Origin of the sequence: Pyxidicoccus xibeiensis (assembly GCF_024198175.1) — a bacterium.
Lineage (GTDB): Bacteria > Myxococcota > Myxococcia > Myxococcales > Myxococcaceae > Myxococcus > Myxococcus xibeiensis.
This window is the reverse complement of the sequence record NZ_JAJVKV010000001.1, coordinates 242,059-261,813: the sequence shown is the minus strand read 5'-3', so window position 1 is coordinate 261,813 and position 19,755 is coordinate 242,059. Positions and strand designations below refer to the sequence as shown.

The 19,755-nt window shown below is 69.8% G+C and carries 19 protein-coding genes; 5 read left to right on the top strand and 14 right to left on the bottom strand.

Annotated elements, in window-relative coordinates:
* Nucleotides 1-334 precede the first annotated feature (334 nt).
* On the top strand, nucleotides 335-670 hold the full coding sequence (locus LXT23_RS01030) for a hypothetical protein (RefSeq protein WP_253978153.1): 336 nt from the start codon (nucleotides 335-337) through the stop codon (nucleotides 668-670).
* Here LXT23_RS01030 and LXT23_RS01025 read toward each other — a convergent pair.
* The 11 genes from LXT23_RS01025 to LXT23_RS00970 form a co-directional block, all read right to left on the bottom strand.
* Entirely contained in the window at nucleotides 660-1,124 is a 465-nt protein-coding gene (locus tag LXT23_RS01025; RefSeq protein WP_253978152.1) for an SMI1/KNR4 family protein, read from the bottom strand. The two genes, LXT23_RS01030 and LXT23_RS01025, sit on opposite strands and share 11 nt — an antisense overlap.
* A 4-nt stretch (nucleotides 1,125-1,128) precedes the next feature.
* Nucleotides 1,129-1,782 carry a hypothetical protein gene (locus tag LXT23_RS01020; RefSeq protein WP_253978151.1) on the bottom strand — a complete coding sequence of 218 codons (654 nt, stop codon included), beginning with the start codon at nucleotides 1,780-1,782 and terminating at the stop codon, nucleotides 1,129-1,131.
* Between the two features lie 55 nt (nucleotides 1,783-1,837).
* Entirely contained in the window at nucleotides 1,838-2,641 is an 804-nt protein-coding gene (locus LXT23_RS01015) for a hypothetical protein (RefSeq protein WP_253978150.1), read from the bottom strand.
* The gene (locus LXT23_RS01010; protein ID WP_253978149.1) at nucleotides 2,638-3,972 is read right to left on the bottom strand and encodes an AAA family ATPase; all 1,335 of its coding nucleotides are present in this window, start codon (nucleotides 3,970-3,972) and stop codon (nucleotides 2,638-2,640) included. Before LXT23_RS01010 ends, LXT23_RS01015 begins: the two co-directional genes overlap by 4 nt.
* 95 nt (nucleotides 3,973-4,067) lie before the next feature.
* Nucleotides 4,068-4,964 carry a CHAD domain-containing protein gene (locus tag LXT23_RS01000; protein ID WP_267146663.1) on the bottom strand — a complete coding sequence of 299 codons (897 nt, stop codon included), beginning with the start codon at nucleotides 4,962-4,964 and terminating at the stop codon, nucleotides 4,068-4,070.
* Complete coding sequence (locus LXT23_RS00995; RefSeq protein ID WP_253978148.1) at nucleotides 4,965-5,504, bottom strand: inorganic diphosphatase; 540 nt, start codon at nucleotides 5,502-5,504, stop codon at nucleotides 4,965-4,967. It abuts the gene before it with no gap.
* 19 nt (nucleotides 5,505-5,523) lie between these two features.
* Nucleotides 5,524-6,027: a hypothetical protein gene (locus LXT23_RS00990; RefSeq protein WP_253978147.1), complete on the bottom strand. Its 504-nt coding sequence runs from the start codon at nucleotides 6,025-6,027 to the stop codon at nucleotides 5,524-5,526.
* Nucleotides 6,028-6,138: 111 nt separating this feature from the next.
* Entirely contained in the window at nucleotides 6,139-6,771 is a 633-nt protein-coding gene (locus tag LXT23_RS00985; RefSeq protein WP_253978146.1) for a glutathione S-transferase family protein, read from the bottom strand.
* A complete protein-coding gene (locus tag LXT23_RS00980; RefSeq protein WP_253978145.1) occupies nucleotides 6,768-7,628 on the bottom strand; it encodes an SDR family oxidoreductase in 861 nt (286 codons plus the stop codon). Before LXT23_RS00980 ends, LXT23_RS00985 begins: the two co-directional genes overlap by 4 nt.
* Before the next feature lie 100 nt (nucleotides 7,629-7,728).
* Complete coding sequence (gene dps / locus LXT23_RS00975; protein ID WP_253978144.1) at nucleotides 7,729-8,283, bottom strand: DNA starvation/stationary phase protection protein Dps; 555 nt, start codon at nucleotides 8,281-8,283, stop codon at nucleotides 7,729-7,731.
* 107 nt (nucleotides 8,284-8,390) lie between these two features.
* Nucleotides 8,391-9,770 (bottom strand): flavin monoamine oxidase family protein, encoded by a 1,380-nt coding sequence (locus tag LXT23_RS00970; RefSeq protein WP_253978143.1) that lies wholly within the window; start codon nucleotides 9,768-9,770, stop codon nucleotides 8,391-8,393.
* 158 nt (nucleotides 9,771-9,928) lie between these two features.
* Here LXT23_RS00970 and LXT23_RS00965 point away from each other — a divergent pair, with 158 nt between their 5' ends.
* Nucleotides 9,929-10,420, top strand: a complete 492-nt coding sequence (locus LXT23_RS00965; RefSeq protein WP_253978142.1) for a PaaI family thioesterase — start codon at nucleotides 9,929-9,931, stop codon at nucleotides 10,418-10,420.
* On the opposite strand, the gene LXT23_RS00960 is transcribed toward LXT23_RS00965, so the two are convergent.
* Nucleotides 10,421-12,652, bottom strand: coding sequence for a carboxypeptidase-like regulatory domain-containing protein (locus LXT23_RS00960; RefSeq protein ID WP_253978141.1), 2,232 nt, complete (start codon nucleotides 12,650-12,652; stop codon nucleotides 10,421-10,423).
* Nucleotides 12,653-12,864: 212 nt separating this feature from the next.
* Here LXT23_RS00960 and LXT23_RS00955 point away from each other — a divergent pair, with 212 nt between their 5' ends.
* The gene (locus LXT23_RS00955; protein ID WP_253978140.1) at nucleotides 12,865-13,947 is read left to right on the top strand and encodes a ferrichrome ABC transporter substrate-binding protein; all 1,083 of its coding nucleotides are present in this window, start codon (nucleotides 12,865-12,867) and stop codon (nucleotides 13,945-13,947) included.
* A gap of 191 nt (nucleotides 13,948-14,138) precedes the next feature.
* Here LXT23_RS00955 and LXT23_RS00950 read toward each other — a convergent pair whose 3' ends face one another.
* On the bottom strand, nucleotides 14,139-14,594 hold the full coding sequence (locus LXT23_RS00950; RefSeq protein WP_253978139.1) for a rhodanese-like domain-containing protein: 456 nt from the start codon (nucleotides 14,592-14,594) through the stop codon (nucleotides 14,139-14,141).
* 141 nt (nucleotides 14,595-14,735) lie between these two features.
* On the opposite strand from LXT23_RS00950, the gene pdxR reads away from it, so the two are divergent.
* Nucleotides 14,736-16,337 (top strand): MocR-like pyridoxine biosynthesis transcription factor PdxR, encoded by a 1,602-nt coding sequence (gene pdxR, locus LXT23_RS00945; protein ID WP_253978138.1) that lies wholly within the window; start codon nucleotides 14,736-14,738, stop codon nucleotides 16,335-16,337.
* A gap of 3 nt (nucleotides 16,338-16,340) precedes the next feature.
* Here pdxR and LXT23_RS00940 read toward each other — a convergent pair whose 3' ends face one another.
* Nucleotides 16,341-17,480, bottom strand: coding sequence for an esterase/lipase family protein (locus LXT23_RS00940; protein WP_253978137.1), 1,140 nt, complete (start codon nucleotides 17,478-17,480; stop codon nucleotides 16,341-16,343).
* A 134-nt stretch (nucleotides 17,481-17,614) separates the two neighbouring features.
* On the opposite strand from LXT23_RS00940, the gene LXT23_RS00935 reads away from it, so the two are divergent.
* Nucleotides 17,615-19,693 (top strand): S46 family peptidase, encoded by a 2,079-nt coding sequence (locus LXT23_RS00935; protein WP_253978136.1) that lies wholly within the window; start codon nucleotides 17,615-17,617, stop codon nucleotides 19,691-19,693.
* Nucleotides 19,694-19,755: the final 62 nt, after the last annotated feature.

Below are 19,755 nucleotides of genomic sequence, written 5' to 3'. Positions count from 1 at the left end.
ACGCGCCGGCCATCCGGCCCGCTCCCGCATGCGGCAGTCTATCAATCAGGCCGGTAAAACAGGAGCAGTCGGAGATTCGTGCAGGTGCACGGGAAAAGTGCGGGCGTGTCTGTCCTGCCAGCCTTTCGCAGGGGCTCTGTCGGACGTTGGCGTGACGGTGTAAAAGGTCACCGCGTAGCCGAGGGGTGACATGCAGACAGACAGAGTGATGGGACGCGTATGGCTTCTGGCGGGTGTGCTGCTCGCCTGTGTGGGCTGTGCTTCCTCGAGCAGTGTGGGGCGTAAGCCAGGGTCGGACCCGCTGGCGCCGCGCGAGTATGCGGTCTCCCACCGGATGGTCTTCGACAAGGCGTTGGAGACGGTGGTGGAGCTGGGCTGGCGGGTGAACCTGGCCAAGCCGGACCCGGGCATCATCCAGGCGTATACGCCGACGAGCATGGCCTCCTGGCAGGAGGACCTGAACATCAGCGTGCTCGACACGGGCACCGGGGTGGTGCGCGTGCAGATGAACTCCCGGGCGCGCCAGCTGGTCGCCTGGGGAAAGAACGAGGAGAACATCGAGCGGTTCTTCCAGGGGCTCGACGCGCGGCTGAAGGACGTGAAGCCGCCCGAGGTGGCTTCCCCGCCCGAGGAAGGCGAGGTGGCCCCTCCCGTGTCGCTCACTCCTTGAGCCAGAACCACTGCCCTTTTGAGCGGAGCGCGCCCGCGAGAAACTCCGAGAACGAGCCCGCAATCTGGCGGCAGTAGTCCGGGTGCGGGAACGCCTCGTTGTAGCCGTCACGGATTGGGTATCGGCCCTCGTGCTGTTGACCTACGTCGAGGAGGATGAAGTTGCTGTCCCGCACCTCGCACAGCGCATACCAGGACGCAGGGCCCGCCGCGTCGGTGTCGCTCTTGCGCAGGACCACGCGGGCGCGGTGAAGCTGCGCCAGCGGATAGAAGCGGAAGGCGAAGTCCAATCGGTCGAAGAGGTCGGCCCCGTCACAGTGAAGGTAGAAGGCGCGCAGGTCAGAGTCCAAGCGCCACCCCACTCGCTGCTCGAAGTCGGCAATCTGCTCATGAGTCGCAGGCGGCCTGGGGAAGTGGAGTCGCGACACCTCCTCTAGCAACGCTTCCATGGGCACGGGTCTACTTGACATAGGGGAGCCTTGGTCCCGCGCTGTTCCACGGGGGATTGCCCGCGTAGCACTGGTTATAGAGCCCGAACAGGTCCTGATGCAGGTCCCGAGGGAAGGGGATGATGTTGTTCCAGTCGGTAGGGTTGCCACCGTGCCACAGGTCGTGGACGTGGTGTCCCTGGTAGGGCGTGCCATCGGGGTCGGCAGGCGACTGCCCGAACCGCTTCGCGAAGTCTTCGCGGAATGAGTCCCGCATGTCGTTCCATCGCATGCTCGCCGCGTTGGTGGCCGAGGGGCTGATCGTCCCGTAGCTGCAACAGCAGTTCGTCATGGGAAACCGACTTCCTGCCTGCATCAGTCGGCCGTCGAAATCGAAGTTGATGTCCGCAAGCCACATGCACCCTTGGAGGGTGTGGCCGATGCCGCCGCACTTGCGTTGGCAGTAGGTCATCAGCTCGGAGTTGCACTGCCACGGCCCATAGTAGATGACGGTCCGGAATTGGTCGCCTCCCGGCACGCTGACCAGTGGGCCAATCCACCGGCGCGCGCTGCTGTTGGGGGAAGGCCTCGCTGCTGGGGCATCGGATTCGCACCCAGCGCTCAGGAGAGCAGCGAGCAGGGCAGGGAACCACACTAGAGATGACAGACTGTTCTTGGTTTGCATGGCTCCCACTCTAGAAAGTGGGGCCAACGCGTCAGCCATCCCGGGGGTGCTGGGGTCACTCGTAGGCGTAGGTTCGGCTGAGCGCGTCGCGCAGTTCCTCATCCTGCGCGAGCGACTGGACGACGGCTTCGAAGGACTTGCCGGCCGAGCGGGCCTCGCGGGAAGGGAACCCCTGGGAGGCGAGGTCCAGGTTGTGCTTCGCGCCGAGGCAGACCTCTTCCTTAGGCTTCAGCACTTCGTCCAGCGCTGCCCGGTCCTGCTCCCATTGTTGGAAGCGCTCCGCGTCTCTTCCCTGGTAGTGCGAATGGCAGAGGCGGAGCGCCTCCTGGGTGTTCTGAAAGAGCCAGGCCTCGATGCTGTAGAAGGGGACAATCTGCTTGAGGCGCGTCATGCGCCGGGTGGCGCGTTCATCGAGCTCATCGGGTACCACCGGCCTGCCGGCCTCGGTGTCCCGCCCCTCCAGCTTCATTCGGATGAGCAGCCGGACCTTCTCCCAGACGCGCTCCCGGAACTTCGCCACGTTCTCGCTGGAAGCTCGGTTCGCCCATGACCGGTCCCCATCGAAGTGGAACAGGGCCCAGCCGTTCTCGAGCATGAGCTGGGTCGCGAGGGTGCCGAGCAGCGCCACCTGCTTCTGCCTGTCGCGTGGCTTGTCGCTCTTCCAGACGTTGGCGTGGAGCGCCTGGAGGGCCTCCTTGCTCCGAACGGGCTCGAAGGCGAGCCGCTCCTGCTGCGTCTGGACATAGGCGTCCACCTGCTTCAGCAGCTCCTTGGCCAGCTTCTGGAAGGTGGCGAAGGCCTCGGTGCCGGAGTCTTCCGTCAGCAGCAGGACCGACAGACTCGGAGCACGCTGGCTCACCACAGCCCCCGGGTCCGGAGAATCTCGCTGACGTGCTGGATGCCCACCTGGTAGGCGGCGAAGAAGCCCTGTGCGTCCTCGGGCGTCATGTTCTCCCAGCGCAGTTGGTCGCGCTCTCCCTGGGGCTCCGCGCGACACAGCACGAAGGACGAGAGGACTTCGTCAGCGGACTCGAACCCGAGGTAGTCGAGCAGGAGGGGGTTCTGGCTCGTCAGGAAGGATTGGCGGCCTCCAAGTTCCTCCATGCAGGCTTCAATCCACTCGTGGTGCATGCCGTTGACCAGTTCGTCGGCCACGACCGTTGCTGGGTTGCAGGCGAGGTAATAATAGAAGGCCAGCAATCGCTTCTGCCCGTAGCTCAGCAGCAGATGATTGATGACGGAACGGTCGCGCCGGGTGAAGTCGAATCGGATGTTCCCGAAGTAGATTCTCTCGGAAGGCTCCGTCTGCCGGGCTGTGCGCTGGATGCGGAGCTTGGCGGACTCGAAACCAAGAAGCTGGACAGCCTTTCCAAGGAACTCCGCACCCGCATCGCTGCTCTGCACGCGGACCTCGTCAACATCCGAGGTCTTTTGGAGCTGCCGCTGGATCTCCTGGTGTACTGCTCTGGGCCCCCCATTTCTGGGAGCGACGTCGAAAGAATCTTGCGCGTCTTGAGAAAAAGCGCGCGCTGCAAGGAAGGCTCTCTCATCTCCTGTTGTGGAATACAGATAGTCGAGAGACTCATCGAAGCGCTGAAGCGAGGGAGGGCTCATGCTGGTAGCTGAGTCCAGGAAGATGGAAATCAGCGGAGCATCAAGCTTGTTCTGTTGCTTAATCTGAAACAGTGCAGCAGCGATGTTGATCCAGGCTTCTCCAGCGGCGATGGGCCTAGCGAGATCGATGGATCCGAGGTGCAGCTTCTTGCCTCGCAGAGACAGCTTCGAGCCGGAAAACTTGATGGTGTACTCGGCTTCGAGATTGCTGCTGGCCAGTACGATTTCCCCTGCGCTCTCATAGTCGTCTCCTGCGGGAAGAAGCGCTCCGGCTAGAAGCTCCTGAGTGGAAAGCTGACTATCGTGAGAGAGCCCCGAGAACGCAGGGCGAGGCTCATTGCGCAGCCGAACCGTCGTGCTGTTCCTCGGCGTCAACAGTTCATACTCGAGTGCGAACGGCTCATTGAGCAGCGAGGAGAAGTCCCAGCGCAGCAGCGAGACGATCAGGTTCAGCAGCGTGGTCTTTCCAGTGCCGTTCTTGCCCAGCAACACGTTCATCGAGTCGCGGAAGCGCAGCTCCGTCCCCGGGGCCACGTTCCGGAACTTCTCGATCTTGAGTCGCTTCAGCTTCACCATGGCAGGGCGTCCAGAGTCCGTTCGAGCGTTGCGTGGACACGCCCACCTTACCGCGTGGGACACGCGGGTCTACTGTCTCGCCGCCTTGCCTCCCGTCACGCGAACATCCGGCGCAGGCGCTTCGGAATCTCCTCCGCGTGCCAGCGCTGGAGTTCCCGAGCAATCTCCGCCGCCCGCTTCGCACGCTCCTCACGGATGAGGGGCAGCAGCGCCCGCGCCGCCTTGCGCTCGCGGGGCTTCGCCTCCGCCGCCAGCCGCTCGAACAGCTCCAGCCTCACGTCCGCGTCGTGCAGCTCGCCCAGTCCGTCCTGGAGCGGCACGAGCACCTCCAGCAGCGCGCCCACCGTGCGGCGGAACGTGGGCTGGAAGATTTCGAGCTCGTACCGCAGCTTCTTCAGGTCCTTCCGCAGCTCGTGCGCCGAGGCCGCGTCCGGCGCATCCACATAGGTCTCCATCCGTTGCTGCACCCGGCGCAGCCGCTGACGCAGGTGCTCTCGCACGCGGCGGCCCCCGAAGCGGCGCCCACCCTCCAGCGAGTCCACCTTCCGCAGCAGCCGGGGCACCGTCCGGTCCACCCAGCGCTCCAGCTCGGCACGAAGCCGCGTCTCCTGGCCCTCCAGCTCCGCCAGCCGCGCCTTGCGCAGCGCCGCGATGCCCTCTCGCGCCTCGGGCTTCTTCACCGCCTTGCGCCCCGTGCCCTCCAGCCACGCCGCCTGCACGTGCAAGTCCCGCACGCCGCCGAGCGCGTCCTGGATGCGCTTCACCTCGCGCTCCAGCTTCTTCAAGCCTCCCAACGGGCGGAACACCTGGAGCGCCGCGCGCAGGCGCCGCGTGGCCACGCGCATGTCGTGGACGGACTCGTCGTCCACGCCCTCCTCGAAGCCAGCCTCCGGCTTGCGCACGTCCGCGAGCCGCCCCGCGAGGATGCGTCGCGCCGCCTCTCCCAGCCTGCTGTCCGGACCCAGTCCTCGGATGGGCGTCGGCTGGGCCATCTATGCCTCCGAGAGCGCGTACTGCCGTAGCATCCGCTCCGCGCCCTCCGGGCCCTCCCAGCCGAGGATGCGCGCGTCCTTGTCCGCGAAGTGCACCGCCGCGAGGAAGAAGTGCTCCAGCTCGTCCCGCTCACGCTTGGACAGTTGTTGATAGGTCTGCAGATGCTCGGCACGGGTGGAGGACACCGGCACGGCCAGGATGCGGTCATTGCGCTCGCGCTCGCCCGGCTTGCCGTTGCGCTTCTTCTGGTCCACCTGGAGCACGCCGAGCGCCCGGCTCGGCAGCACCACGCCGGGCCAGGTCGTGTCGTCCCAGTACACCATGGCGTCCAGCGGGTCCCCGTCCGGCCCCAGCGTGGAGGGAATGAAGCCCCAGTCGAACGGGTAGCGCAGCCCGCGAGTCAACGGCCGGGAGATGGAGAAGGCCTTCAGCGCCGTGTCGTACTTGAGCTTCACCGTCGAGCCCCGAGGAGACTCGACGACCACGTGGAAGGCGCCTTGTTGCCCGCGCAGGGGCAGGCGGGTGAGGTCGGTCGCCATGGAGGGTCAACAATGATGCCTACCAGCCAGGTCCGGGAGTCTCCACCGTCGGGTGGGGGGCGATGAGCCCCTGAGTCGCGCGTGCCGCCGCCAGCCCGCCCAGCGTGTACCAGGCCACCGTGAGCAGCGACGTGGACGCCTTCGCGCGCGCCGGCCGTCTGCCCAGGCCCAGATACGGGGGCAGCACCACCGCGCCCAGCCCCGCGAGCAGCCCGAGCACCGCCCCGCGCAGGTACGGCCGCTTCGGCCGGCCCATCGCCACCAGCGAGAAGAAGAGACTGTTGGACACCAGGTCGCCCGCGAGGCTCTGCCGGTGCAGGCGCGCCCCGTGCGCGGGCCGGCCGCCGAACCAGCGGATGCCCTTCTTCAGGGCCCGCTTGCCGAGCACGTCCATGCGCGGAGGATGCGCCAGCACGCGGCGCGCACTCTCGTGAATGAGGGTCAGCGACGTGGCGCCAACGAGCCCGGGGCCCAGTGCGCGCAGGAGCAGCCGAGGACGCGAGGAGACAGGCGGTTCCATCATGCCCCTCAAGCTACGCACCGCCCGTCCTGGTTCCGGACCGGCCCAGCCCGCTCGCCTGGTGGGCGGACGACCCGGAGCGGGCGTACCCAGCCGCCCGCTCCGACGAGGCCCCTAGCGCTTCGACAGGTCCGGCACCTTCATGCCGCGCTGCACGCCAGGACGGCTGCCTACGCGCTCCAGGTACTGGGGCACGTAGCGCAGGCCCCGGAAGAGGTCCGGGTTGTACTCCCGCGTGCCGACCAGCCACGGGTAGATGGCACAGTCCGCGATGGAGAACTTGCCCGCGACGAAGTCACCCTTGCCCAGCTGCCCGTCCAGCACCCCGAGGATGCGCTTGGACTCGTTGGTGTAGCGCTCGATGGCGTGGGGGACGTAGGCCTTGCTGAAGCGGGTGAAGTAGCCGAGCTGCCCGAACATGGGCCCCAGGCCGCCCATCTGGAACATCAGCCACTGCGTCACCTCCGTCTTGCCGCGCGGACTGGAGGGCATGAGCTTGCCCGTCTTCTCCGCGAGGTAGAGCAGGATGGCGCCCGACTCGAAGACGGTCAGCGGCCGGTGGTCCACCGGCTCATGGTCGACGATGGCCGGAATCTTGTTGTTCGGGTTGATGGTCAGGTAGTCGGGCTTGAACTGGTCGCCCTTGGTGATGTCCACCACCTTGACGGTGTAGGGCAGCTCCATTTCCTCCAGCGCGATGGACACCTTGCGCCCGTTGGGCGTCGCGAACGTGTACAGGTCAATCATGTCTGCACTCCCGTGAGCTGCGCGCTCACCTGCCAGAGCCGCTCCGCGAGGGCGTCATTCCGAGCCGCGGATGACGGCTTCTTCGGACGGCGTTTGTAGAAGTACTGCCCTGACACCGACTGCACTTCGGGGGAGGACGCGAGGTAGACGGACGTCCGCGCGCCCTGCTCCGCCGTAATCATGAACGGGGAGCCCAGCTTCACGACGTGGCGGAAGAAGCCCTTCGTGTTGTGGCCGAAGCCCGTGCGCACCATGCCCGGGTGCAGGGCATTCACCGTCACCCCGGTGCCCTCCAGCCGCTTCGCCAGGGCGCGGGTGAACAGGATGTTGGCCAGCTTGGAGGTGCCGTAGACGCGGAAGCCGAAGTAGCCGCGCTCGCTCTGCAGGTCCTCGAAGTCGAGCTTCCCGGCGAGGTGGGCGTCGGACGACACGTTGATGATGCGCGAGGGCGCGCTCGCCTTCAGCAGATCCAGCAGGAGGTTGGTCAGCAGGAAGGGCGCGAAGTGGTTGGTGGCCATGGTGGCCTCCAGGCCGTCCTCCGTCACCTCGCGCCGGTCGATGATGAGGCCGGCGTTGTTCAGCAGCACGTCCAGCCGCGAGTAGCGCGCGCGGAAGGCGGCGGCCAGCTCGCGCACGGACTGGAGCGACGTGAGGTCGGCGCGCAGCCACTCCACCTTCGCCTCGGGGGCCGCGGCGCGCACCGCGCTGACCGCTGCCTCCGTGCGGCCCGCATCCCGTCCCACCAGCACCACGGTGGCGCCCAGGCGCGCGAGCGCCTTGGCCGCCTCCAGGCCGATGCCGCCAGAAGCGCCGGTGATGAGGCACACCTTCCCGTCCAGCCGTGTCTGTGAAGTCAAAGAGGGCCCTCCATCCCCAGAGGACGCCTTCTATACGACGGAGCGGGCCCGTGCGCTCGCCCGACGGCGACCGCACCGGGCCCTATCGTTCAGTGGTGACTCAGGCGTTGGGAGGGCGCACCGAGGTGTCGTCCCCGATGCCAGCGTCCCCGCCGCGGCGCACGCCGGCGCGCACGTCGCCGTGCAGGTGGCTCTCCAGGAACCACAGGTCCAGCTCCACCTCGCCCAGCGACTGCGTGAGCAGGTCGGCCGTGACGGGGTCGTTCAGCTCCTCGGAGCGGTGGATGCCGTTGCGGATGCTGGCCCCGTAGCGGGCGAAGCGCTCCACCAGGACCTTCAGGTGCGCGTCGCCGTCCACCGCGTTCAGGTCGTACTCGGGCAGCTCGCTGTTCTTGGCCGCCAGGCGGATGGTGCCCTCGGCGTAGCCGCCCAGGGTGCCCGCGCGCTCGGCGAACTCGTCGGCCTGCTTGCGCGCATGCTTGGCCAGCTCGTCGAACAGCTCATGGCGGCTGTAGAAGTGCCTGCCGCGGATGTTCCAGTGCGCTTGCTTTATCTGCCAGTGCAGGTCGATGGCATCCGCCAGCAGCGTGTTGAGGGAATCGATGAGCTCCTCGCGGGCGTCGGCGGGGAGATTCACGTGGCTCGGAAAGTTCATGGTCCTGCCTCCTCCAGAGGGCTTCCCACAGGGTGGGGACGGCTTCTGGGGACGCCAATCCACGCCATGACGGCTGGAAGGCGGCCGGGCGGGCCCAGCAGCGGGACTCACCCGGTGGAGCGGACAGGTGGCGCGGCCAGCCGCGCGGACAGCTCCGTGGCCGCTCGCTCGCCGGACTCCACGGCGCCGTCGATATAGCCGCAGCCCTCCAGGGCGGTCTCCGTGCCGGCCCAGTGGACACGGCCGAACGGGGCCCGCAGCGCGTCGCCGATGGCGGTGAGGGCGCCGGGGCGGGGCAGGCCCACGTAGCAGCCCCGGCTCCAGGGCTCGGCAATCCAGTCCAGGTCCACGATGGCGAGGGGCTTCAGGGCCCGGGGGCCGAAGAAGCGCGCGAAGCACTCCAGCGCGGCCGTGCGGCGCTCCGAGGCGGGCTTCCCCGTCCAGGCGCGGGCCGTGTCGCCGAGGAAGAAGCCCACGAGGGCGGGATGGTGGCCGTCGGCCGTGCAGTCGTCGAAGCACAGGCGCACGGGGCCGGTGTCGCTCACGGCCTCGCCGGAGAAGCCCGATTCGCGCCAGAAGGGCCGGTCATACGTGGCCACCACCTTGATGACGCTGCCCATGGGCAGGTCGGCATGGGCGCGGCGGCGGGCGGCGGGGAGGGTGGCGCCGAAGTCGAGGCGCTCGGCAAGCGGGGGCGGCACGGCCACCACGGCGTAGCGCGCGCGCCAGACCCGGCCGTCCTCCGCGGTGACGGTGACGCCGGCGGCATCCTGCAGCACCGCGCGCACGGGCGTGGCGAGGTGCACGCGGGCGCCCAGCTCCGCGGCCATGCGGAGGCTGAGCGTCTGGGCGCCGCCGACGAAGCGCTCGGCCTGGGCGCCACCTTCGATGGTGGTGAGGGGCATCAGGCCGGCGTTGGAGTGGAGGTAGAAGAGGAAGTGGAGGAAGGACAGCTCGGAGGGCTCGGCGGCGAAGACGGCGCGGGTGGCGATGTCCAGCGCGGCGCGGGCGCCCCAGGTGGGCACGTTGCGCTGCTTCCACTCCTCCAGCGTGAGGGCGTCCCACTCGGCGGCGCGCGGCGCGGCGTCCGGCCGCTCCCGGGGGACGCGCTTCGCCAGGCCATCCAGCTTCCAGATGGTGCGCTGGAGGTCCAGCAGCGACAGCAGCGGCAGCGACGGCACCTGCCCGCGATAGGTGCGGCGCTCCCCGCGCACCTCGAGCACCTTGGTGCCCTGGTGATGCTGGGGGAAGCGCTTGAGGCCCAGCTCGTCCGCGAGGCGCAGCACGTGCCGCTGGTGCGGGCCCACCCACTGCCCGCCGAGGTCCACCGGCTCGCCGCCCAGGGGCTGCGTGAGGGTGCGTCCGCCCACGCGCTCGCGGGCCTCCAGCACGGCCACGGAGGCCCCGGTCCGCGCCAGGGCGCGCGCGGCGGTGAGCCCGGCCACCCCCGCACCCACGATGACGACATCCACTGTGCTCGCGCCCATGGCTCCTCCGCGCGGGACTCTATGCCGCACGCGCCGGGCCAGGGACAGCACCGTTTACAGTCGCAACCCGGTTTCGCGGGCTGGCGCACGGTGGAGGACGGTGCACGGGCCCGCGCTGGCGCTACAGTGCGGCAACTTCGTTGGAGGTGAGAGGACCCATGCTCGCGCTCGAGCTCGTGGAACGGCTGCGCCAGGTGTCCCCGGCGGCGGCGAATGCGCTGATGACGGTGGCGGTGAAGAACATCATCCCGCTGTCGGCGGTGATGGGCTTCAAGGTGGAGGAGGCGTCGGACGCGAGGACGCGGGCGTCCGTGCCGCTCAAGCGGCGCACGCGCAACCACGTGGGCGGCGTGTACCTGGGCGTGCAGGCGACGGTGGCGGAGCTGACGATGGGGCTGTGGCTCTTCCGCCGCTTCCCGCCGGGCCGCTACAACGTGCTGGTGGACAAGGTGGAGCTGACCTTCCACGCGAAGGCGAAGGGCGGCGCGCGCGCCATCTGCGAGCCCCCCGCCGAGGTCTTCACGTCGCTGGACGCCGCCCTCCGTCAGAAGGGCGACAAGGCCCGGGAGTGGTTGCCGGTGCGGCTGGAGGACTTCGAGGGGAAGCACATCGCCGACGCGCGCTTCCTCGCGGTGCTGAAGAAGTTCTAGTCAGCGGACGAGGCGCGAGTCCTCGCCATGGAAGCGCACCAGGACGACGCGGCGCTGGCTGCCGTCGACCTCGACGACCTTCCGGAAGACTTCCGTGCGCCCCTGGTCGCCGCCGTACGAGTTGGTGGCGAACACGGTGTACGTGCCGGGAGCGAGCCCGGTGAAGTCACTCTGGGCCCTGTAGAAGATGATGGAAATCCAGGGCGCGTCGTCGACGCTCCGGCTCTCGTCCACGGGGGTGTCCGCCTCCAGCTGTCCCTTCCGGGGGCCGAACGCGTCGAGGTTGTCGGGCCAGGGGTGGACGCCGGGAAAGACGTAGACGTCGTCATAGTGGCTCGGCCGTGCGAGCACCACGCGCAGCGCACCGGCTCCTTGCGTCGGATGGGCCGCGAGCGTGGCCGTGCCTCCCGCTGCGACGTGGACCTGCTGAGGGGCGAAACGATGAGGGACTCCCGCCCGCGCGCCCTTCGGGTCCGGCGTTCCAGAGACCCATACGTCGTAGCGGCCTGGAGCCACCCGCAGGAGCACCCGGTCCGAGCGCTTCCCCGAGGCGCTGAAGGTCCCCTGTGCGCCCTCGGCCGTGACGTGGAACTCCTCCAGCGTGGAATGCACTCGGACGTCCAGGCGTGCGCTGAGCCGGGGAAGGCGCAGGGCCAGCGCGTCCTGCCTGCCCGGTGGGATGCGAAAGCGCGCGACGTGGTCCTTCCCTGGCGCCTCCAGCACCACCTCCGCGTCCACCGGCAGGGGCCCCACGGAAAAGCGCCCGGCGGCGTCGGTGGGCTTCGTGTCCACGTGCCACGTCTCTCCCCTCCACGTCGCGGTGAGGGTGCGCGCCGTCGCTGGAGTCCCATCCGGATGGAGCAGGCGGCCCACGAGGTCTCGGGCGGGCTGGAGCGCGATGTCGGGCACCTCCACCTGCCCCAGTGGAGACGCGGGCACGGAGACCCACCGTGGCTGGAAGCCGTTCGCTTCGACGTAGAAGTGGCAACCCAGATGCTCGTGCCTGAAGCGTCCCTCCGAATCCTCCACCTGCTGACTCATGAGCCGGAAGCGCGGGACAGGGAGGCCGCTCGCGTCGACGACCCGGCCGGAGACGCTCTTCGGGCAGAGCGCGGGCAGCAGCACGTCCGCTGGGGCGTCCGTCAGCGCCTCGACCTCACCGAATCCCTCGGGGTGCGTCACGCTGAGCCTGTACTCACCGGGGCGCAGGTCCCGCAGCGTGAAGCGCCCCTCCGAGTCCGTGCGGGTCGTCGCACTCTCTCGTGGATAGGCAGTGCCGCGCGGGAAGTCGTCGTCCAGGGGGAAGGAGGGAAACAACTGGAGTGCGGTCACCTCCGCATTCACGGCAGGACGGTGGTCCGACTTCCGCACGCGTCCGGAGAGGATGGCGGAGGACGGCCGCTCCGCGAAGCTCAGCTCCAGCGGTGTGGCCATGGCCTCGGGCTTCAGCTCGACGTCCTTCCAGACGTAGCGCAGGAACTGGTCCTCCTGCTCCCAGGACGCCAGCAGCCGGTAGCGCCCCTGGGCGTGCGCGGGGAGCCCCACGAGGCCGCGGGCGTCCGTCTTCGCCTCCAGGGTGACGCCATCCCGTGGCTCGGGAACGAGCGAGAAGTCCACCTCCGGTAGCGGTGCTCCGCCAGGGCCACGCACGAGGAAGCGGAGGACGCGGTGGGCCCGGACCTCCAGCGCGCGCAGTGCGCTCAGCCGTGTCTGGGACAGCAGCTCCTCGCCCGCCTCGTCTCGCAAGAAGACCTGGACCTGCCCCTGCGGAGCTCGTTCGAAGACGAACCGTCCCGCTTCATCCGTGGAGGCCGTCCGGGGTGGCTCCAGGCTGGCCCTCCACCGCAGCGTCACCTTGCCGCGCGCGAGCGGCGCCCCATCCAGGCCGAAGGCTCGACCGGTGACGCGGACACAGCGCCGCAGGAGGACGGAGAGCGCGGCGAGGTCCTCGTCGTCCCTCAGCTCCAGCTCCGCGTCGGCCGCGCTTGGGGCGCAGCGCTCGGGATGACGGATTCGCAGGAGGTAGCGCCCCGGCGGAAGCTCGACCCTGAATCGCCCCTCGGGGCCGGACCTGGGGCGTGCGGTCACCTCGCCGTCCTGTGCGCGGACCACTTCCAGCGTCGTGCCGGCGAGAGCCTGCCCCTTCACGTCGAGCAGCGTGCCCTCCACCTGCGAGCCGAGTGCCACGGCGGGAAGGAGCAGCAGGACCCATGGGGCCACGGGAAGGCGCATGACGTGGAGGGTATCCGGGCCTGAGCGGCTCCTGTCCTCATGGAACCCTCATGCTTCCATCATCGCGGGTGTCAGGACGCGCTCACCGGCGCGAGCGCGGAGGAAGTGCATGTCCGCCGGGGGACAGGCCCGGCAGGCAGGATGGCGAGGCCAGTGGACACGCGCCGCTCGGGGCGCTTCCCGTCGGACGCCTCGCGAGGCAAGCTGATGACGTGACGCGTCGCTCCCGGCTGGGCCTCACACTCCTGCTCTCGGTGCTCCTGCACGCAGCCCTCTTCTGGGCGCTGTCGCGGGTCCCGTCCGTCCAGCCTCCCCGGCCGGCGGAGCGGCAGGTCGTGGAGCTGGAGGTCTTCACTCCACCCGCGCAGCCCGCGGCCACGCCTGCCCCCAGACCGACGGTGCGGCCGTCCGACCAGGCGGGTGCTCCACCGGTGCGGCGTGCGGAGCGGCCTTCGCCGCCACGAGCGGAGGAGCCGAAGGCCCAGGCGTCCGCCGAGCGACCCGGGACGGAGGCTTCGAAGCCCCAGGCTTCCGCCGAGGAGCCCATGAAGGACGATGCCCCGCGCGCAGCTCCGGAGCGGCTGGTGCTCGTACCGGAGGGCATGCTCGGAGAGGGGATGGCGCTGACAGGGGAGCCTCCTTCCACCGGTCGGACCCTGCGCAACGTGCCCGGCTCCGAGCCCGACCCGAAGGCCCTTGCGGCACGGGAGGCGGAGGAGGCGCGCGTGCGCGTGGACGGGTGGGCCCAGGACTCGCTGGCGTCGGCGCGAGCGACGAGCGGGTCGCCCCATCCGTACTTCGCGCAGCTGCAGAAGGACTTCACGAAGAAGCTGGTGAACCCGCCGCCGCCGGACCTGAAGGTGCTGGCGTCGCGGATGAAGCGCGAGCAGGTGGAGGCCATCCAGCGCTTCGGCAAGACGGGCAGCCCCTACACGCCCAAGGAGCGCGACCACCGCCTGGAGCAGCGCAACCGCTTCCAGGCCGCCGTGGAGGCAGGGCGCGCCGCGAACATGTTCATGGTGGATGTCACCGAGCCCATCCTCGCGCTCGCCGCCATCGTCGAGGTTCGCCAGGCCCGCGACGGCAAGCTCCTGGACCTGGAGGTCATCGAGGGCTCGGGCGACCCGACCTTCGACGCGTGGGCCATGTCCCAGCTGCGAGATGCCCTCGCCCGGGCCGAGTCGCCCAAGAGCGGAGGCGTGGGCATCCGTGACGACGGGATGCGCACCCGGTGGCGCCTCCAGGAGTACCTGGGCAACCCCCGCGTGCAGATCCACCTGATTGGCGTGTACTGACGCTCGGGCTGTCGCGGCCGGAGCTGGCCTCGGAAGACCGCCGGGAGGCCCGGGGCTCGGGTCCGGAGCTCACTGTTCGGAAATGTCGGGGGTTTTGGGCCGCGAAATGTCCCGACATTTCCGAACAGTGAGCCGCGGGTCGTGCCCGGACCCGCCCCGGCGTCGGTGTGCCCCCGGCTTTCGGGAGCGCGTCAGGTGTCGCCGCGCTGCCGGTACACGGGCGTGCCCTTCGGGGCGGTGCCCTCGGTGGCGTGGCCTTCCTTCACCCAGTATTCGATTCCGCCAATCATCTCCTTCACGCGGAACCCCAGGGCGGCGAAGCGCGCGGCGGCCTTGGTGGAGCCGTTGCAGCCGGGGCCCCAGCAATAGGTGATGATGACGTCGTCCTTGCTCAGGTGCGCCGTCGTCTCGGCGGTGATGGTCCGAGCGGGCAGGTTGAGCGCACCGGGCACGTGGCGCTCGGCCCAGGCCTCCTTGGTGCGCACGTCCACCACGACGAAGCCCTTCTTGCCGCGCTCCAGGTCCAGGTGGACGTCCGCCGGGTCCGTCTCCACGGACAGCTTCGCGAGGTAGTGGCGCCGGGCCTCCTCGGGCGTCGCGGCGGGGGTTTCGAGGACGAAGGAGAACGGGGTGGCGGATGCAGTCATGACGAGACCTCCAGTGACTTCGACGCACGAAAATGTGCTCCAGGAGTGGTCCGGCGGATAGCTCCATTCCGTGCTGGAGGACTGGACCATTATGGCGGGCGAGGGGTTGCCGGGATTCGAGGGTCCTGGCTTCATGGAGGCATGCCGAAGCGGGCCGCCGGGGTGTCATTGCCCTTCCTCCAGCCGGAGACGGGAGCAGGAGCGTCCCTTCACCGGCAGCTCTACGAACGGCTGCGGGAGTCCATCCTCTCCGGTGCGCTTGCGCCGCGCAGCCGGCTGCCCTCCACCCGCACGCTCTCACGTGAGCTGGGTGTGTCTCGCGGCACGGTGGAGAGCGCGTTCGCACAGCTCGACGCGGAGGGGTTCCTGGAGCGTCGCGTGGGCTCCGGCAGCATCGTCGCGCTGCCCGAGCACGCCCGGTTGCCGAGGACGGCCTCCATGGCTCCGGTGCGCCGTGGGGGTTCCGTGGCGCGGCCGGACCTGTTGCGGCGCGGCGGTTCCGAGGCAAGGCCAGGCCCGTTGCATCGGGGCGGTTCCGAGACCAATCCGGACCTGTTGCGCCGCGGCAGCTCACCGGCGCGGCTGGGGCTGTCGCGGCGGGGGCGGGTCCTGGCGCGGGAGGTGCTGCCCCCCGAGCCCCGGGACGTCCAGCCCTTCACGCCGTGCCTGCCCGCGCTGGACCTGTTCCCCACGCGTCTGTGGGCGCGCGCCGTGGCGAAGCAGACCCGGCTGCTGGGGCCCGGCTTGATGACCGCGGGCGAGCCCGCGGGCTTCCGGCCCCTGCGCGAGGCGCTCGCCGCGCACCTGGGCACGTCGCGCGGGGTGCGCTGCGAGTGGCGGCAGGTGCTGGTGCTCTCCAGCACGCAGCAGGCGCTGGACCTGGTGGCGCGGCTGCTCCTGGATGAAGGGGACGCGGTGTGGCTGGAGGAGCCCGGCTACCTGGGTGCGCGTGCTGCCTTCGAGTCCGCCGGAGCGCGGGTGCACGCGGTGCCGGTGGACGCGGAAGGGCTCCGGGTGGACGTGGGCACCCGACGTGCGCCCCGGGCGCGGCTGGCCTACGTCACGCCATCGCACCAGTATCCGCTGGGCGTGACGCTGAGCCTGTCCCGGCGGCTGGCGCTGCTGGAGTGGGCGCGGGCGGCGAGCGCCTGGGTGCTGGAGGACGACTACGACAGCGAGTTCCGCTACGCCACGCGCCCGCTGGCGGCCATCCAGGGCCTGGATGTGGCGGGGCGGGTGCTCTACGCGGGGACGTTCAACAAGGTGATGTTTCCCTCGCTGCGGCTCGCCTTCCTCGTGGTGCCGGAGCGGCTGGTGGACGCCTTCACCGCCGCACGCGCCGCCACGGATGGGCATGCGCCGGTGCTCTCCCAGGCGGCGATGGCGCACTTCATGGAAGCGGGGCACTACGCCGCGCACCTGCGGCAGATGCGGCTGGCCTATGCCGAGCGCCGGGACGCGCTGCTCGATGCCCTGCGGCGCGAGACGGAGGGCTGGCTGCGGCCCGGCGCGGCGGATGCGGGCATGCACGTCACGGCCTTCCTCGGACGGGGCGCGCGGGACGCGGACGTGGTGCGGCGCGCGGATGCGAAGGGGCTCGGCGCGCGCGGGCTGTCACCGCTGTACCTGGGACGAAACGCGGAGCAGGGGCTCGTGCTGGGCTTCTCGGGAGCGAGCCCCGCGGGACTGCGTGCGGCGGTCCGAGCGCTCACGCGACTGCTGGCGCCAGGTGCTCCCGCCTGAGTGTCAGCGCCCCTCGTCCTCCATCAGGAAGTTGGTGATGCTCTTCCACGTGGACTCGAACTGGGGCCGGCGGAAGCCGGAGCCGGAGATGAGCCAGTCCACGTGCGGCGGCTGGTGTGCCGGCTGGTCGAAGTGCCCAATCGCATCCAGGTGGTCCGCCCGCACCGCTGACAGCACCCGCCCGTAGACCTGTGAGCGCGTCGGCACGATGCCATCACACGCCGTGGGCCCCGGAAGCGCTCCATACGCCTGCACCAGCGCCGCCGTCTGCGCCGGTGTGTGCGGCGGCAGCGCCGTCAGTGGCATCCGCTGCGTCTGCCCGTACATGAACGCGTAGATGGTGTGCGTCAGCTGCGCGTACGGGTCCAACCCCGCCGACATCCGCGTGCGCAACGACGGCGGCCGCGCCTGCGTCACCACCGAGCCATACCGCACCCCCGGCCGGTCCACCGCGCTCGCGTTGAAGAGGTCGATGCCCTCCGGCGTCAGCTGCGGAATCAGCGAGGTGTCGTTGCCCACGTCACTCAGGAACTTCGCCACCGCGTCCCGCCGCTCGGAGGAGAAGTCCCCCAGCAGTTGGTCATACAGCTGGTCCAGCAGCGTCGGCTTCCACCCCAGGTTGTCGTCCGCCCGCGCCAGCACGTGGCCGAAGCGGAACACCACCCGCAACGGCAGCCGCCCGAAGCGCAGCACGTACACCGTGAACAGCGACAGCAGCTTCAATATCCGCTGCCCGAACAGCCCCATGAAGAACGTGGCCAGCGGCGTGCCCGCGTGCGGCGTGGACACCGTCACCACCGAGCGCACCCGCTTCGCGTACGGCTCCAGCTCCAGCCCGTCCGCCAGCTGCGCCCCGGGACTCACGAACAGCCGCGAGTCCAGTCCGCCCGTCGAGTGGCCGATGAGGTGGATGGGCCCGTCCCCCGTGCCCGCCGTCTCCTGCACCGCCTTGAGCAGGTCCGCCGTCCGCGTCCGGATGGAGGCTGTGGGGTGCGACAGCACGATGACCACGTCCGCGTCCACGCCGCGGCGCGACAGCTCCGCCTTCAGGTAGTCGTAGGCGTGGCCGAAGTAGATGAGCTCGCCCAGGTTGATGAAACCGAAGAAGCCGGGGACGAGGTAGATGTGGTGCTTCACAGGCATTGCCCACACCATAGCTGACGCGGCGCGTGATTCCTCGCCCGGGAATGCGTCCCGCCCCCACAAGTTGACGCGCGCCCGTTCCGGGTACAGGACGGGCACTCCTACTCCCAGTCACTCCAGAAGGACGACCCCACGTGGACCGAGGATTCCTCGCACTCGCCCTGCTCATCTCCCTGCCCGCCGCCGCGGACGAGGGCATGTGGACCTACGATGCCTTCCCCGTGGAGGCCGTGAAGAAGGCCTACGGCTTCACGCCCTCGCAGGAGTGGCTGGACAAGGTCCGCCTGGGCTCCGTGCGCCTGGCCGGAGGCTGCTCCGCCAGCTTCGTGTCGCCCGACGGCCTGGTGATGACCAACCACCACTGCATCCGCGGCTGCATCGAGGACCTGTCCTCCCCGAAGCAGGACCTGCTGGCCGCGGGCTTCCAGGCGAAGGCCCCCTCCGAGGAGCGCCGCTGCCCCAAGGTGGAGGCCAACCAGCTGGAGAAGATGACCGACGTCACCGAGCGGATGAACGCGGCGACCCGGGGCCTCACCGGCGCGGCGTTCAATACCGCCCTCAAGAAGGAGATGGCCGCCGTGGAGTCCGCGTGCGCCACCTCGCCGGACGTGCGCTGTGACGTGGTGACGCTCTTCAACGGCGGCAAGTACCACCTCTACCAGTACCGCCGCTTCCAGGACGTGCGCCTCGTCTTCGCCCCCGAGTTCTCCATGGCCGCCTTCGGTGGAGACCCGGACAACTTCAACTTCCCGCGCTTCGGCTACGACGTGGCCTTCCTGCGCGTGTGGCAGGGCGACGCGCCCGCGAAGAGCCCGCACTTCCTGCCGTGGGCGAAGCAGGGCGCGAAGGAGGGCGACCTCGTCTTCGTCTCCGGCCACCCCGGCGGCACCGAGCGTAAGGCCACCGTCGCCGAGCTGGAGTTCCAGCGCGACGTCGCCCTGCCGTACACCCTGCTCCAGCTCGCCGAGCTTCGCGGCATGCTCCGCGAGTTCGCCGGCGCCTCGCCCGAGCGCTACCGCACCACGCGCTCGCGGCTGCGCGGCGTGGAGAACGCGCTGAAGTCCCTGCGCGGCCGCCACCAGGCCCTGGCCGACCCGGCGCTGCTCGCCAGGAAGCGCCAGGACGAGGCGGAGCTGCGCAAGAAGGTGGCCGCCAACGCGCAGGTGAAGGCCGCCACCGAGGGCGCGTGGGAGGAGACGGCCCAGGCCCTGGACGCCTACCGCCGCATGCTCCCCGAGTACCGCATGAAGGAGCAGGGCGACGCGTACCCCAGCGAGCTGTTCGCCATCGCCCGCAACCTGGTGCGCGCCGCGGAGGAGCAGCCCAGGCCCAACGCCGAGCGCCTGCGCGAGTACACCGAGGCCCAGCTGCCCACGCTGCGCCAGCAGCTGCTGCGCGACGCCCCCATCGCCACCGATCTGGAGCAGGCGCTGCTGGCCTTCGGGCTCAACCGCCTGCGCGAGACGCTGGGCGCGGATGACCCGTTCGTCCAGAGCGTCCTCGGCCGCGAGGCCCCCGCCGACCTGGCGCGCACCCTGGTGCGCGGCACGAAGCTCGGCGACGTGAAGGTGCGCCAGGCGCTGCTGGAGGGCGGCAAGGCGGCGGTGGACGCGTCGAAGGACCCGATGCTCCTCCTCGCCCGCAAGGTGGACGCCGAGGCCCGCGCCGTGCGCAAGCGCTACGAGGACACGGTGGAGTCGGTGCTCAAGCGCAACGGCGAGCGCATCGCGAAGGCGCACCTGGCGGTGTACGGCACCTCCGGCTACCCCGACGCCACCTTCACCCTGCGCCTCAACCCCGGCCAGGTGAAGGGCTGGGTGGAGAACAGCCGCCCCGTCCCAGCCTTCACCACGTTCGGCGGCGCCTACGCGCGCCACACCGGCAAGGACCCCTTCAAGCTGCCGGACACGTGGCTCAAGGCCCAGGGCCGGGTGCCGGCCGAGACGCCGTTCGACATGGCCACCACCAACGACATCATCGGCGGCAACTCCGGTTCACCCATGGTGGACCGCGATGGCCGCGTGGTGGGGCTCATCTTCGACGGCAACCTGCCCTCGCTCGGCGGCCGCTACGCGTACGTGCCGGAGACGAACCGCGCGGTGGCCGTGCACGGGGACGGCATCCTCGCCGCCCTGGAGCACGTCTACGGCGCGACTCGCGTGGTGCAGGAGCTGCGCGCCGCCCGCGACGCCACCGCCGCCCCCGCGAAGTAGGTCCGCGCCGGTGGACCTGGGAGGTCCGGTAGTCCCACCGGACCCCCCGGTTTCTCAAAGTC

Excerpts from the sequence above, each read along its gene's own strand:
- LXT23_RS01030 (WP_253978153.1), top strand. The coding sequence starts at position 335 with ATGGTCTTCGACAAGGCGTTGGAGACGGTGGTGGAGCTGGGCTGGCGG.
- LXT23_RS01020 (WP_253978151.1), bottom strand. The coding sequence starts at position 1,782 with ATGCAAACCAAGAACAGTCTGTCATCTCTAGTGTGGTTCCCTGCCCTG.
- LXT23_RS01010 (WP_253978149.1), bottom strand. The coding sequence starts at position 3,972 with ATGGTGAAGCTGAAGCGACTCAAGATCGAGAAGTTCCGGAACGTGGCC.
- LXT23_RS01000 (WP_267146663.1), bottom strand. The coding sequence starts at position 4,964 with ATGGCCCAGCCGACGCCCATCCGAGGACTGGGTCCGGACAGCAGGCTG.
- LXT23_RS00995 (WP_253978148.1), bottom strand. The coding sequence starts at position 5,504 with ATGGCGACCGACCTCACCCGCCTGCCCCTGCGCGGGCAACAAGGCGCC.
- LXT23_RS00990 (WP_253978147.1), bottom strand. The coding sequence starts at position 6,027 with ATGATGGAACCGCCTGTCTCCTCGCGTCCTCGGCTGCTCCTGCGCGCA.
- LXT23_RS00985 (WP_253978146.1), bottom strand. The coding sequence starts at position 6,771 with ATGATTGACCTGTACACGTTCGCGACGCCCAACGGGCGCAAGGTGTCC.
- dps (WP_253978144.1), bottom strand. The coding sequence starts at position 8,283 with ATGAACTTTCCGAGCCACGTGAATCTCCCCGCCGACGCCCGCGAGGAG.
- LXT23_RS00970 (WP_253978143.1), bottom strand. The coding sequence starts at position 9,770 with ATGGGCGCGAGCACAGTGGATGTCGTCATCGTGGGTGCGGGGGTGGCC.
- LXT23_RS00965 (WP_253978142.1), top strand. The coding sequence starts at position 9,929 with ATGCTCGCGCTCGAGCTCGTGGAACGGCTGCGCCAGGTGTCCCCGGCG.
- LXT23_RS00960 (WP_253978141.1), bottom strand. The coding sequence starts at position 12,652 with ATGCGCCTTCCCGTGGCCCCATGGGTCCTGCTGCTCCTTCCCGCCGTG.
- LXT23_RS00950 (WP_253978139.1), bottom strand. The coding sequence starts at position 14,594 with ATGACTGCATCCGCCACCCCGTTCTCCTTCGTCCTCGAAACCCCCGCC.
- pdxR (WP_253978138.1), top strand. The coding sequence starts at position 14,736 with ATGCCGAAGCGGGCCGCCGGGGTGTCATTGCCCTTCCTCCAGCCGGAG.
- LXT23_RS00940 (WP_253978137.1), bottom strand. The coding sequence starts at position 17,480 with ATGCCTGTGAAGCACCACATCTACCTCGTCCCCGGCTTCTTCGGTTTC.